This window comes from Paraburkholderia sp. J10-1, from assembly GCF_905220165.1.
Lineage (GTDB): Bacteria > Pseudomonadota > Gammaproteobacteria > Burkholderiales > Burkholderiaceae > Paraburkholderia.
The window spans coordinates 122,822-136,646 of sequence record NZ_CAJMYW010000017.1; the positions used below are offsets into that span (position 1 = coordinate 122,822).

The 13,825-nt window shown below is 61.4% G+C and carries 12 protein-coding genes; 7 read left to right on the top strand and 5 right to left on the bottom strand.

Features of this window, described 5'->3' with window-relative positions; translation table 11 throughout:
- Nucleotides 1-191 precede the first annotated feature (191 nt).
- A complete protein-coding gene (locus U5A65_RS33950) occupies nucleotides 192-560 on the top strand; it encodes a response regulator (protein WP_321913465.1) in 369 nt (122 codons plus the stop codon).
- Between the two features lie 516 nt (nucleotides 561-1,076).
- Nucleotides 1,077-1,682 (top strand): response regulator transcription factor, encoded by a 606-nt coding sequence (locus tag U5A65_RS33955; protein ID WP_321913464.1) that lies wholly within the window; start codon nucleotides 1,077-1,079, stop codon nucleotides 1,680-1,682.
- Between the two features lie 274 nt (nucleotides 1,683-1,956).
- Here U5A65_RS33955 and U5A65_RS33960 read toward each other — a convergent pair whose 3' ends face one another.
- Nucleotides 1,957-2,367 carry a hypothetical protein gene (locus tag U5A65_RS33960; protein ID WP_415766104.1) on the bottom strand — a complete coding sequence of 137 codons (411 nt, stop codon included), beginning with the start codon at nucleotides 2,365-2,367 and terminating at the stop codon, nucleotides 1,957-1,959.
- Between the two features lie 32 nt (nucleotides 2,368-2,399).
- Nucleotides 2,400-3,857, bottom strand: coding sequence for a DUF1254 domain-containing protein (locus U5A65_RS33965; RefSeq protein ID WP_321949031.1), 1,458 nt, complete (start codon nucleotides 3,855-3,857; stop codon nucleotides 2,400-2,402).
- A 375-nt stretch (nucleotides 3,858-4,232) separates the two neighbouring features.
- Between U5A65_RS33965 and U5A65_RS33970 the strand changes: the two genes are divergently transcribed.
- Both U5A65_RS33970 and U5A65_RS33975 read left to right on the top strand, forming a co-directional pair.
- Nucleotides 4,233-5,276 (top strand): hypothetical protein, encoded by a 1,044-nt coding sequence (locus U5A65_RS33970; RefSeq protein WP_415766111.1) that lies wholly within the window; start codon nucleotides 4,233-4,235, stop codon nucleotides 5,274-5,276.
- A 106-nt stretch (nucleotides 5,277-5,382) separates the two neighbouring features.
- The gene (locus U5A65_RS33975) at nucleotides 5,383-6,516 is read left to right on the top strand and encodes a transporter substrate-binding domain-containing protein (protein WP_321949032.1); all 1,134 of its coding nucleotides are present in this window, start codon (nucleotides 5,383-5,385) and stop codon (nucleotides 6,514-6,516) included.
- 92 nt (nucleotides 6,517-6,608) lie between these two features.
- Here the strand turns inward: U5A65_RS33975 and U5A65_RS33980 are convergent, their stop codons facing one another.
- The gene (locus U5A65_RS33980) at nucleotides 6,609-7,133 is read right to left on the bottom strand and encodes a hypothetical protein (protein ID WP_321949033.1); all 525 of its coding nucleotides are present in this window, start codon (nucleotides 7,131-7,133) and stop codon (nucleotides 6,609-6,611) included.
- A gap of 9 nt (nucleotides 7,134-7,142) precedes the next feature.
- A complete protein-coding gene (locus U5A65_RS33985; protein WP_321949034.1) occupies nucleotides 7,143-9,197 on the bottom strand; it encodes an alkyl/aryl-sulfatase in 2,055 nt (684 codons plus the stop codon).
- A gap of 325 nt (nucleotides 9,198-9,522) precedes the next feature.
- On the opposite strand from U5A65_RS33985, the gene U5A65_RS33990 reads away from it, so the two are divergent.
- The 3 genes from U5A65_RS33990 to U5A65_RS34000 all read left to right on the top strand — a co-directional run bounded on the left by U5A65_RS33990 (nucleotide 9,523) and on the right by U5A65_RS34000 (nucleotide 13,271).
- A complete protein-coding gene (locus tag U5A65_RS33990) occupies nucleotides 9,523-10,935 on the top strand; it encodes a DUF2252 domain-containing protein (protein WP_321913457.1) in 1,413 nt (470 codons plus the stop codon).
- A 379-nt stretch (nucleotides 10,936-11,314) separates the two neighbouring features.
- Nucleotides 11,315-12,007: a DUF1223 domain-containing protein gene (locus tag U5A65_RS33995; RefSeq protein WP_321949035.1), complete on the top strand. Its 693-nt coding sequence runs from the start codon at nucleotides 11,315-11,317 to the stop codon at nucleotides 12,005-12,007.
- A gap of 19 nt (nucleotides 12,008-12,026) precedes the next feature.
- Nucleotides 12,027-13,271 (top strand): lactonase family protein, encoded by a 1,245-nt coding sequence (locus tag U5A65_RS34000; RefSeq protein ID WP_321937878.1) that lies wholly within the window; start codon nucleotides 12,027-12,029, stop codon nucleotides 13,269-13,271.
- A 70-nt stretch (nucleotides 13,272-13,341) separates the two neighbouring features.
- Here the strand turns inward: U5A65_RS34000 and U5A65_RS34005 are convergent.
- A partial coding sequence (locus U5A65_RS34005) for an FAD-binding oxidoreductase (RefSeq protein ID WP_321949036.1) occupies nucleotides 13,342-13,825 on the bottom strand: 484 nt, incomplete at its 5' end.

Consider the following 13,825-nt stretch of genomic DNA (forward strand, 5'->3'; position numbering starts at 1 on the left):
GTACACATGCTCGATAGATGGGTTGGCGATGCATCTGCTTCATCTGTCTCTTTCGTGGATCGTGCATCGAGGTAATGAATTGCATAGGATTGCAATGTAATCGAACGACTCCAGCGGAGCAGGCCCCGACCCCGTACGGCGTTGTGCGCGCGTCTGTACAAGACTCGATGTACCGGTGAGGTGGGTGTCGTATGAACGTGATGCGGCAGATGATCGTGATCGTGGAGGACGACGCCGGCTTGCGGCGCGCCCTCGAGCGGCTGCTGCGGTATTCGGGCTTTCGCACGCGGTCGTTTCGCAGCGCCGAGGACGCCAATCTATTCGAACTCGCCTCCACAGCGCGCTGCCTCGTCATCGACGTTCAACTGCCGGGCTTATCGGGGCCAGCCTTCTACGATACATTGCATGCGCCGCGGCCGCCCGCGGTGTTCATGACGGCGTACGACGGCGCACGCATGCGTGGCGCCGTCGAAAGCACCGGCGCGCATGCGCTGCTGACCAAGCCGTTCCCCGGCGAGGTGCTGGTCGAGGCGATTGCCAAAGCGACCGCAACGGCCTGACGCGAACCGACTGCGGTGCAGCCGTGTCGATGATTGCCGTGGACCTTGACGTTCCCACGTCGCGTCGCCGTTTCTGCCGTATTGGGGCCTCAGCGTGAATGGCCCGCCGCCACCCTGCACAGTCACAACCACGATCGAATGCCTGGTTCCCTGCCTGATTGTTTTCGCAATGCCACGGGGTGGCCATTGAGATTTCGGCAAACGATTTTGCCGTTTTGGGCAATCCCAATCCCTATTCACACCTTCATACGGAAGCCAACGCATTGCCAGTTATTTTTAACGGCAGCGCAGGAAAATAATACCGTTCATAAATGACAATAATCGAGAATTAGTCAAATTTTCCGCATGAATCCTCAAAAAACGATAGTGACGCCAATCGCGCAGGGTTTCTGAAAAGTTGCTATAAACCGATATAAGTTAGACGCATTCAAGAAGTCAGTTGCGACGATTGCGCGCTGTAGCCATTGCACGAACCTGGAATATCGTCGCATCGCACGATGAACGGCGGAGAAAAGCGTGACGGATCTTGAACAGACGGTGATTCATATTATCGATGACGACGCGGCAATGCGGACTGCATTATCGCGGCTTGTGAGGAGCGCCGGCTTCGAGGCGCGTGTGTATGCCTCCGCGGGAGACTTCCTGGTGAGCGCCCTGGACAACCGTCCGGGATGCATTCTTTTGGACCTCGAACTGGGCGGCCCGAGCGGCCTGGAACTGCAGCAGGCGTTGCTGCGCGACGCGCGGGCATTGCCCATTGTGTTCATGAGTGCCTACAGCGACGTGCCGCGCACCGTGCAAGCGATGAAGGCAGGTGCTGTCGATTTCCTGCTCAAGCCGTTCGAGCGGCAAGCGTTGTTCGACGCGATCGGCACGGCGTTGCGTGCGAACGCGATGCAGGCGCCCGTGCGGCACCCAGCGGCGGTGCAGCTTGCGGACCGTGAGCAGGTTGTGTTGCGCGGCATCGCCGCCGGACTTCGAAACAAGCAGATCGCAGCGGAACTCGGGTTGTCCGAACGCACGATCAAGTCTTGTCGCGCCGACCTGATGCGCAAGGTAGGCGCGACGTCACTCGCTGAGTTGCTGCGCCGCACACAAGCGATGGTCAGTTTGCCTGCTTAAAAGCGTGAAGGACGAACAGCGCCTGCGATGTTGTCGTGATCGCCGCACGGACAGATTGGCGAGCTAACGCCGCTTTTGGCGCGAATGCCATTTTTAGTTGCTGCGGATATTGAGTGTGTTCGGTGCATCGTAGTTATCTGATAGGCATTTTAGGCATTTTTCATCGTCGATTTACTGCTTTGCTAGCAAACATATAAATTCAGAAGATTCCGGCGAACCAGTCAGGCTGCATTTGCATTGATCATGGCAGATGCATGCTCTGAGGAGATCTTCTTCAGTTCTTTTTTTGCAGTTGCCATGGCCCGTTGCCCGTTCGGCAGTAGCGCGGATGCAGATTGAGCGTTTGCCCCTTCGCATTCAGGACCACATCGACGATGCGGCAAGTCCGGTCACCGGTCTTCGAGGTGTCGTGAGGTGTCAACGTGGCGTCGATCTTCACGCCGTTGCCCAAGCCTTCATTCGTCCACTGCGCCGATTCGCCGTCGCTTTTCGAGTTCAGTGCGGCGATGGCCGCCTGCTTGACCGAGTCGATGTCTTTCTGCTTCATGTAACTGAGCGGCGTGTCGTGCAGAAACTCGAGGTTCGCAGCAAAGGCGCTGTGCACGTAGAGGAGCAGGGCGCAGGCAGTTGTCGCCGCGTGCGCCAACGAGCGTACTGGTGAAGTCTTCCGGCTGTGCGAGATCATGGGTCCCTTCCTTGAGCATGGACTGTTGACGCTTACCCCCGCTTGTGAATTTGCGGTGGCTTCCACGAACCGTCCAGAATGGGCTCCTTGCCCCAGTAGGCCCGGATATAAAGCGAGAACGTGCCGTCCGGGGCAGGCAGCCAGTTCGACTCCCGGTCGGCGCCCGGCGACTTCGAGCCAGCATAGAGCGTGAGGGAGCCATCGGCGTTGCGGTTCAACGTCGTGTTCTTGGTGCCGAGCGAATAGCGCTTGAGGTCGTTGGCGTGAAAGAGATGCTTGTCGTTGTAAAGCGTGAGCGACCAGAAGCCGTTGACAGGGGGCTCTTCGCCTTTCGCAAAGACGATCTCGTAGGTGTTCGCACCGCTGAGTGGTGCGCCGGTCGCGTCCAGGTCCGTATAGAAGTACTGCGTTTCGCTGGGGCGATTGTCGAACATGTTCGACTTTGCCGTGCCCGTGCGGTCGAAATAATCGAAGCCCGTTTGCGCGTTATTGGCCGAGCGGTTCCAGCCGTTGCCGGCCGGCACGCCGTTACGACGCCACGCGAAGAATGGGGCGATCACTTCCCGCTCCGTGTCGACGGCGCTGGAGACGAGCGCCTTTTTAATTTCGGGGTCGCGGTTCGCAACTTCCATGAGCGAGCGGAATTGCGCATGGAGCGCCTCCTCGCCGGGCAGCGGCGCTACGGTATCCAGCACCTCGCCGAATTGCTCGAAGAATTGTTCCGGGACGACCCACTTGGTTTCTCCGCCGTCGGCGCTGTCGTTTTGCGCCTGTGCAGGTGGCTTGATGATCGGCGCCTGATTCCAGACTATCGTCTTCATCTGGCCATCGAATTGCGTGAGCGGATAAAACACGATCTGATTGAGCACGGGCTGAATCGCCTGCTTGTCCTCAGGTGTGTCGTTCTGGAACACGCGCGGAATGGCATTGGCGAGCGCCGTTGGGCAACGAATGATTTCGGTGATACCCGAGGGCTTGCTCCCTTTCCAGTTTGGCCCGACGAGCAGGTAAAAGCCGTGGCGCGACTGGTACGCCTTGCCGAGATGGCCGAACTGGTTGGTGCGCGCGTCGTAGAGCGCGTAGACCCAGAAGCGCTCGCCGAAATCGGGCACCTGTGCGACAACGGGCTCGTCGTCGAGCGAGAAGAAGCCGAGGCCGTAGACGACGTCCTGGTTTGGGCAGGTTACGAACGTCTGGGCCGGATCGATGTAATCATGAAGCATGCCAACCTGGCCGCGCGGCGCCGCCGGAAGCACGCCATTGAGCAAGCCAGGGTACGGCGCCCTGGTGATACGTGCGCTCCGGTTGAGCATGTTCACCATTGGCCAGCCCCACACATAGGCCATGCGCGCAATCACTTGCGCATATTCGGGGTGCATGTTGATCCCCGACGGTGGAGACGCCTGCGCGGACGCGCTGGGCGCGGCGGCTTGGGCATCTTTCGCCGCCGCTAGTTTGCGTGTCGGGTTCATTTCATCTTGATCGGGCATGTCACTCTCGCTTTGTCGATCATGGCGTCGATAACTGCGCTGGCAACTCGGCATACCGGTGGCAGATGCACTGCGCTTTGTGCGCCTTCCCCGTTCAGGACTTTCATTCGGCGAGGCGAGCCCATAGCGCTTCATCGTGCGGCTGCATGGCAGTCCGCAGGGCCAGTTTTGCTCAGGCACCGAACTGAGGCGATAGGGAGTTCGGGCAATTGGATTGCCCTTTGGTGCAATCTGGCGCTTAACCCTTTATTTTCGTTGGGGGCGCCGCTAAATTACGCGCTGAAGGACGAACGGAAGGACGAACGGAAGGACGAACGGAAGGACGAACTGAAGGACAAATCGAGCGTCTCGCGCGAAGATGGAGAGCCCGAAATGATGCCGGCCACCGACACCAGGAATCCGGGCAACACGTACCGTTCTGAAGCGCGCTCTTTCCGACGCGCGCGCCGCACACATGGGACGGCCGTGCATGCGGCCGCAGCCGTGCTTCTGGCGGCGAGCCAGTTGCTCATGCCCGCCGCGGCGACGGCGCAAACTTCGTCCCTCCCCGAATTTACCGGACCGAATGTACAAAAGCGCGCAAATGCCGTGCTTGCCTTGCTGTCCTTTACCGTCACGCCGGACCTTTCCGCGAGCACGCTCGGCATTCGCAACGGCTCCACGGGCGACCCCTCGCTGAGCATGACGCAGTTCGGCGGCGGCTTTACGCTGAGCCAGAGTTTTCCGCTCTATCTGGAGGGGGCGATCGGCGGGTCCCGCTACGATCCCACGTTCGTCGCCACGGACGGCCAGCAGGAGCGCGCGCTGCCCACCCGTTGGACCAACGTGGCGGCCACGGGCGGCATAGGCTGGGACTTTCCGCTCAACGAAAAGAAGGATCTCGTGATCCGGCCGATCTTCAACTTCTCGCTCGGCGAGGTGATCAGCGACGCGACCGCGGCGCAATTCCTCGTCAACCGGAAGACCGACAAGAACATCGACTTCATCCAGAACGGCAGGCTCAATGCGTATGGACTTGGCGGCTCACTGATGATTGGCTGGTATCCCCGCCAGGAGCCTTACGAGTTCGACCTCGAACTGCGCTACACCGACATCTATCTGCAGAGCTTCGGATCGTCCAGCGGCGTGCGCGGGACCGCGAATGCGCAGTCCACGAATCTCTACGCGCGCTGGCGCGCACCGACCGGGCTGCTCGCGTTCAACCGGCCGCTGCGCTATGTCCTCGAACTGTCGCACTCGGATTACCTCGGCAGTCAGGCCGACATCCTCGGCTTCAATCAGCTTACGTCGCTCGGCGCAGGTATCGAAATCGACACCGGCGCGGTCACCAAGCTCTTCTCGCGTTTGCGCATCGTGGCCCGCTACGCGTTCGGCAAGGATGTGACGGGCGCGTCGCTCGGTGTTGCGCTCAGTTTCTGAGTGGTACCGGTCATTGTCACGAAGGCGCCGCTACCCGCCAGGGGCGACGGTTCTTATACTGGATCTCATCGCCGCAACGCACGCAAGTCGCCTATGGAGGGACGCCATGACGAAGCCGGCCTGGTGGCTGCTCATGTTCTGCCTGGTCCTGTTTGCGCCGGCACCATCCGGCGCCGCCGCCGAAGCCGCACAGCCATCTCAGGCGGCCGCCGCCGCGCCTGCGAGCGCGAGCACTGCGCCAGGCGGCGCGCTGCGGGTGGCGATCGCCACGGTCGCCCCGTTTGTGTTGCCGGAGACGGCAACCCCGGTGGGCTTCAGCATCGACATATGGTATGAGATTGCGCGCCGCATGCATGTCGATTTCACATGGGATCGCGTCGCGAACCAGCCTGATCTGCTGAGCGTCGTACAGCGTGGCGATGCGGATGTCGCCATCGCGGCGATCACCCTGACGCCGGAACGCGAAAAGCGCGTCGACTTCTCGCTGCCGTATTTCGATTCCGGTTTGCAGATCATGGTGCGCGCGCAAAGCGACAGCTCGTTCGTCGCTTCGCTCCGTTCGGTTCCGTGGCTCGCCCTCGGGCAGTTCCTTGCCGTCTCCGTCGTGATCGTCTTCGTTCTCGCCAATCTCGTATGGTTGATCGAGCGCCGCAACGATCCCAACTTCCAGAAGCCCTGGCTGCGCGCAGTCGGCGAAGGGCTCTGGGTGACCATGCTGATCATCGCGACTGGCGAACATGGCGAGCGCGAGAGCGCCGGGCTCTGGAAAAGGATACTGGTGCCCGCAATGTGGCTGATCGGGGTGGTGCTGATCGCGCAGTTCACGGCGACCGTGACGTCATTGCAAACAGTGGCGCGGCTGCAGTCGAATATTCGCGGACCGGACGATCTTCCAGGCAAGACAATCGGCACAGTGCCCGGCACGGTTGCCGCACAGTACCTCACCGGGCGCGGCTTGCCGTTCGTGAGCGTCAACAGCGCCGCCGACGGTTTCCGCATGCTGATGCGCGGCGACGTGCAGGCCATTGTCTACGACGCGCCCACGCTGCAGTATTGGGCAGGCCGGCTCGGCAACGGGAAGCTGGCGGTAGTGGGCCCGATATTCCTGCCTGCAAAGTATGGGATCGCAGTTGCGAACGGCAGCCCGTTGCGCAAGACCATCAACGAGACCTTGCTCGGGATGTACGAGGACGGAAGCTATGAACAGATTTACCAGAAATGGTTTGCGGCGAGCAAATAATCGTCGCGGCCTGGCTGGCGAAAGTTGAACCGCGCAGCGGTATCGTTTTGCCTTGGCGCGGCCGTCATGCTGAAGCGGCCGCGCCGAAGGCGTCAGGGTGCGACGGTGGCAGGCTCCGTGGCGTAGAACATCCGGGTTAGCGAGTCGGCGTGAATCTGCGGACCGTCGATCACGAAAAGCGACTCGCGAAACGCGTGCTCAACGTCGAATCGACCGGCTAACCAGCCGCGCAATGCGGCTTCGGACATGATGACAATATTGCTGCGTTTCGCCTCTTCCGTTGTCGTCACGTCGGGAATCTCCGGAACGATGTCCGGATCGAAGCCTTCCGTGGTGGCGTGGAAAAAGCCCCACGTATCGTTTTCGATGAGCAGGACATAAAAGTCAGGCAAGTCGAGGAGACACGCCTCCGTGTGCGCGTCTTCAATGCGCGCTTGCAGCAGATTCAACGCCTCGACCGCGGCCATGCGCTTTCGCGCCGCGGCGAGCGCGCCCTCGTCGATGTCGACCGCTTCGATCAGATCCGCCTCGATCGCCTTTCGCGTTGCAACGGCCACGCTCAGCGCGAGCGGGTGGCTGATACCGAACTCGATCTTGAACTCACAGACTGCGCACATGGCGGAACCTCACGGCGTAACGATGTTGAACCAGAAGTCGAAGGTGTCGAGCCACGAAACGAACTCACCGAGTTTCTGGCTATTGCCGTCGACCTTCACGTCGCCAGCCATGACGAGCTTCTGCATGTTGGTCTTGCCCATCATGATGTCGTTGAGGTTGGCGCGTGTCATCGTGACTGTCGCGTCGGCCGCTTTCGAGTTCTTGTTCCTCGAATAGTGCAGCGCGCTGTTTTCGACGCCCAGCACGTAGTTCTCTTTCGTATCGGTCAGATTGAGGTTGAACTCGGCCGTCTTGCCGGCCGCACGGTCGCCGTTGAGCCGGATGCCGAGGTAATCGAGGAACATGTCGAGCGGCATGGCCTGGATGGTGTCCGGGCTTTGCGGCTGCGGGGCGGGCAGTTGCTGAATGCCTTTACGCAGCTCCATGGCGCCGGTCAGATAGAAGTTGCGCCATGACGCCGATTCGGACTGGTAGCCGAGTTGCTCGTAGGTGTCGGCGAGGAGTTGCTTCGCGGCCGTGTTTTGCGGCTCCGCGAACACCACGTGATTCACGACTTCCGCGACCCAACGGTACTCGCCCTTGCTGTAATACCCGTGCGCCTTGCTGAGGACGGCGGCCGAGCCGCCCATGAACTCCACGTACCGCTTGCCGGCGTCGGTCGGCGGCAGGCGGTGCAGATTGGCCGGTACGCCGTCGAAGAAGCCGAGCCGCAGGTTGTACTGCGCAACGGCGTCGTGATAGACCGTGCCGTAGTAGCCGCGGCAGAACCAGTGTTTCGCGAGGCTGTCGGGCAGCCGCATCGCTTCGCCGATCTCGAGCGGCGTCATGCCCTTGTTGGCCATGCGCAGCACCTGGTCGTGCATGTAGCGGTACATGTCGCGTTGCGCGCGCAGGAAGGCGACAACGCGATCGTTGCCCCACGTGGGCCAGTAGTGCGACGCGAACACCACCTGCATGTCGTCGCCGAACATGTCGAGCGACGACTGCAGGTACTTCGACCAGAGGAGGGCGTCGCGAACCTTCGCGCCTCGCAGCGTGTACAGATTGTGCAGCGTATGGGTGGCGTCTTCCGCGGCGCAGAATGCCTTGTACTTCGGCAGATAGAACATGAACTCCGAAGGCGCCTCCGACTCCGGCGCCATCAGCACCACGACCTCCACGCCATCGAGCGTCAATTTTTGCCCGGTCTTTTCGGCGAACATGGAAGGCACGGCCAACGTGATCGTGCCGACCGAAGTCGTCTTGCCAAGGCCGCCGTCGACAATGCCCGTGGGGCTGCGCGGCAGCAGCGAGCCGTACATGTAGCTCGCACGGCGCCCCATGGCGTTCCCGGCGATGATGTTCTCGCCCACGGCCGCTTCGGTGAAGCCGGCGGGCGCCACGATCTGAACTTTGCCGGACTTCAGGTCGTCGTCGCTCACGAGCCCGCGTACGCCGCCGTAGTGATCTACGTGGCTGTGCGTATAGACGACGTGCGTGATGGGCTTGTCGCCAAGATGCGGAATGACGAGTTGCTTCCAGACTGCCGAGGCCACGTCGGTCGTGATGAACGGATCGACCACGATATAGCCGTGGTCGCCGCGAATGATGCTCATGACGGAGAGGTCGTAGCCGCGCACCTGCCAGACGCCGTCGACCACCGCGAAGAGACCGTGATTCATGTTCAGCTTGGCGTTGCGCCAGAGGCTCGGGTTCACGGTCGGTGGCGAGTTGTTCTCCGGGCCACCGCTCACGAACGCGAACTGCTGAAGATCCCACGCCGGGGTGCCATTTGCCTGCTTGATGATGACGGGTTCGGGGAGCGTTGCGATGAGCCCGCGTTTGGCGTCTTCGAAGTCCTGTGCGTCTTCGAAGGAAAGGAAGTCGGCATATTGCTTGTTCACCGCGATGGTCGCGGCCGAAGCCGGCTTCGACGCGCCGCCCGTCGGGGTTGCGCTCGAACCGGCTTGCGCCAGCGCCTCGCCTACCGCGCCGGGAAGCGTTGTGGCCACCCCGGCCACTGCCACGTTCTTCAGGAATGTTCTGCGTCCGCTCGCTTTTGCCGCGTCATCCGGTTCAGACATGATCACCTCCGGGTTAGGGGTGGAAATATCAGGCGCAGGCGGCCTGCGAGATCGATCAAGACCTCTGGTAACACTTTTCGCAGAGTCTCCCGATTGCGGCTATAGGTGCTTGGGGCAATATCATTGCCCGTTGGTGCAATACGATTCATACGGCAAATTCGACACCTGAAGGAAGGGATATTGCGCGACGTTTGCGAACGAAAACTCGCGAGTAGCAACGACTGCATGGCCATCAAATAGGGCAGTACAACGAACGACTCGATGCTAGACTGAATGGGGTCGGCTGAACGCGCATCAAAAAACTTACCCAGAACGAGGTGGGCAAATGGCGGGCACGCAAACATTGGCTGAAAGGCAGGCAGCGGGGCGTCAGGCGCGCGAACGTGCGAAGCGTTCCCGGCACGCGGAGATCGGCAACACCGAACGCGACCCTGTCGAACTGCTGCGGGCAAACAGCGCAGGACGGGTCGACGCGCTTGTGCCGTTGCGCTATGGACGCATGTCCCTCTCTCCATTCACCTTCTATCGTGGCAGCGCAATCATCCAGGCCCACGATCTCGCCGGAACGGTCAACTCCGGTATTGCCTTTCCCATATGCGGCGACGCACACCTCATGAACTTCGGCGGCTTCGCGACGCCGGAGCGGCAACTGGTGTTCGACCTGAACGACTTCGACGAGGTCGCAAACGGACCATGGGAATGGGACCTCAAGCGGCTCGTTGCGAGCTTCGCCATTGCCGGCGAGCACATGGGCATGGGGCGCGGTCCCATCGGGGAGTTCGTATCGGCCGCGGTTCACGAATACGCCGAGCGCATGCGCGAGTACTCGGAATACAGCACACTGGACTTGTGGCACGAGATCATCTCGTTCGAGCGCATGATGGAGACCGCAGCGACCGAAGAAGGCCGGGCGCTCATCGCCAAGACGAGCAAAAAGGCGGCTTCGCGAACGCACGAAAGCGTGCTCGCCAAGATGGCGACGCTGCGCGACGGCCGCTGGACGATTCAGGACGCACCGCCCGCGCTGTTCCATCCCACCGGGCCGAATTCGCTGCTCGGCAAGGATAGCAACTGGTCCAACGCCGAAGCGTGGCAAGGCAAACTCGCCAAGGCGTTCGACGAATACCTGAGCACGCTTTCGACCGAGCGCCGCATGATGATCGGTCAATACGAGCTTCACGATATCGCGTTCAAGGTGGTGGGCGTTGGGAGTGTCGGCACGTTCTGCCTTGTCATGCTGTTCGTGGACGGTCACGGAAAGCCGCTGTTCCTGCAGGTCAAGGAGGCGCGCGGGTCCGTAATCGCCAGATACTACGAGGCGCCCGGCCTCGAGCATCAGGGCCAGCGCGTAGTAGTCGGCCAGCGGCTGCTGCAGGCGGCCAGCGATTCGTTCCTCGGCTGGACTTCGGGGCCTGCCGGCAGGAACTTCTATTTCCGCCAATTGCGCGACATGAAGGTGTCGGCGGAAGTGGAGCGGATGAACAGCACCTTGATGCAAGGCTACGCGCGCCTGTGCGGTTGGGCGCTCGCTCGCGCGCATGCCAAGGCGAGCGGAAAGGCTGTCGAGATCGCGGCCTATCTCGGCAATGGCGACCGCCTCGCCGAAGCGCTAACCGAGTATTCGTTGGCGTACGCCGCGCAGAACGAGGCCGATTACAAGGCGTTCATGCAAGCCTGCCGCTCCGGAAAACTCGAGGCGCGCAGCGACGAAGACATGGCGGCGGATTTTCGCGTGTGACTTTCCGCGTTCGGCAGCGAGCTTTGGCGGAGCCGGCAGCAGGCCGGCTCGCCGCTTGATCGACGTGACATTCCCCACTCCGTGCGTGAGATCCGGTTGCGGCCGGCCGACCAACGGCGCGCTCCCGTCGCCCTGTAAGCATTGGGCGACCCTCGATCCGAAATCACCTATCCCGCCTGGTCTCGCAAAAAAACTTCTCCAGCTGTAACCAGAAAGCGTTACCCAACGAACTAACGGTCTCGGGCAACGAATGTCCGTGGCTGAACGCGGCTTGTTGGTGCCCCTGAATGCAGTGGGTATGCGGGTCTGCCTGGAGCGGTGGACTCAGTGAGCGCGCGCGACGAATTCAACGGCAATCCCGTCGCCCTGGAGATCGATCATGCTTGTACGGCTCGTTGCTGTCGCGTCCTTCCTGCTTGCCGCCCCCATTGTGGCGTCATCCCGCCCAGTCGTTGTCGAGCTGTTTACTTCCGAAGGGTGCTCCTCTTGCCCTCCGGCCGATGCTTTTTTGTCGGAGCTCTCTCGTGATCGCCCTGAGTTGCTTCCACTCGCCTTTCATGTGACGTACTGGAACAGTCTGGGCTGGCAGGACCCTTACTCTTTGGAGGCGGCCACACAGCGCCAGGCCGAGTACAGCGCCCGCTTCGGCGACAGTCCCTATACGCCGGAAATGGTCATCGACGGTCAGAAGGGACTGGTTGGTTCGAACCGGCGTGCCGCCGAAGCGGCGATCGCGAAAGCCCAAAAAGCTGATGAGGCCGAGGTGGCGGTGAGTGCTGTGCGTCACGGCAGGACGATATCGGTCACGGTTGGGCGCGGCGCCGGCCATGCGCAAGTCGTGCTGGTTGGCTATGACGCCGGGCACGTGACGAACGTTGCGCGAGGCGAAAACACAGGTCGCACGCTCAGGGAATCGAATATCGTTCGCTCGATACAAACCGTCGGCGAATGGACGGGTGCGCCGCTGAAGCTTGAAAGCGCGACCCCTGCCGGTGAACAGGCGGCAATTCTGATTCAGTCAACGGACGGTGCGATTATCGGTGCGGCGCGAGTCGCCAGCATAGGGCTCTGAGCAGGTCGGGAAGATTGGAATGACGTGGAATCCTTTTCGAATGTTTGATAAGGATTCCAAATCACATATTGACGCGCCGGGAGAAGCGCCGGCGCTCAGTGCAGTGGCGGTACCTTCAGTGAAATCGAGTCTACCGAATCAGGAGTTCGCCATGTCATATGTCACCCGCAGGTCATCGTTTCTCTATCGAACCATCGCGCTCACAGCGGCGTTGGGATTCGCTTCAATTAGTGTTGCGCGAGCGGATTCTGAGGCCGATGTGCGAGGGGCGGTCTACGTCCTGACAAATCAGCCGTCCGGAAACTCGGTCATGGTCTTCTCTCGCGCTGGAAACGGAACACTGACCTACGCGGCCAGTTACTCAACCGGCGGAAAAGGCGCGGGCACGGGAGCCGATCCGCTAGGCTCGCAAGGTTCGCTGACGCTGGACTCGGGTTTTCTGCTCGCCGTGAATGCCGGCAGCAACGATGTTTCGCTCTTTGCGGTCGACGGCGACAAGCTGACGCTGCTCGACAGAGCGCCATCGGGCGGTCAAATGCCTGTTAGCGTGACCATGAAGGGGCCCATAGCGTATGTGGTCAATGCCGGCGGTACACCGAACATCAGCGGTTACTTCGTCGACGCGTTCGGCAAGCACCTCGTTGCGCTACCCGGCTCGCAACGGCCGCTTGCTGGCGGAGCCAACGCCCAGCCTGCGCAGGTCAAGTTCGCACCGGAAGGCAACGAATTGCTGGTGACCGAAAAGGGTACGCAACTCATAGACACCTATGCCGTTGGTTTTACCGGTTACGCTTCGACTGCGACACCTCATGCTTCAAACGGCGTGACTCCGTTCGGCTTTTCGATCACGGCACGCGGTTATGCAGTCGTCTCCGAAGCCGGGTCCGGGTCGGTTTCCTCATATGACGTCGTGGACGGCAAGCATCTCGATTCGATCACCGCTTCGATCCATCTGGGACAGTCCGCGCCGTGCTGGCTCGTCACAACCGGCGACGGACGTTATGCCTATACCGCCAATGCGGGCAGCGGCACGATCAGCAGTCTGCAGATTGGCGCGGACGGCACGCTAAGCTTGCTCAATCCAGCAGCAGGGACGCTCAGCGCGCCACTCGACATGGCGCTCAGCAGCCGCAGCAAGTTCCTGTACGTGCGGGAGGGAAACGGCGCGGTCAGCGGCTTTCGCGTGAAGCCTGACGGCGCGCTCGAACCGATTGGATCAGTGACCGGCGTACCGCCCGGAGCCCAGGGGATCGCAGCGCGCTAGGCGCGTCTATCCGATGGCCGCTTCAGGGATCTGGCCGTTGATGAGCGGGGCCGCCGATCTTCCAGGCGGCTCAAGGAATGACCCGTCCGCTGTTGAGGATGTTCGACGGGTCTATCGCGGTTTTGAGCTTGCGCATCAGGTCAAGCTCTGCATCCGAGCGGGTCAGTCCGAGAAAGGCGCGCTTGACCACGCCGATGCCGTGCTCCGCCGAGATGCAGCCGCCCGCTTCGCGCACCGTCTCGTAGACGAGCGCCTCGACATCGAGCAACGCGGATTCGTCGGCGTACGGGCCGCTTAGTACGTGCAGATTGCCGTCGCCGAGATGGCCGAAGAACAGATGCTTCTGCTGTGCAAACTTCTCTTCGAGGCGCGCGCGCAGCGTCGCGACGCAACGTTCCATCTCTTCCATCGGCACACCCACGTCGAAGGCTGCGTGCGGGCGCGTGGCGGCCAGCAACTCGCCGACCGACTCGCGCGCGGCCCACAACTGCTTTGCCTGCTCCAGCGACTGCGCGACGATCACGTCGTCGATCGTGCCTGCTTCGAGTGCGTCG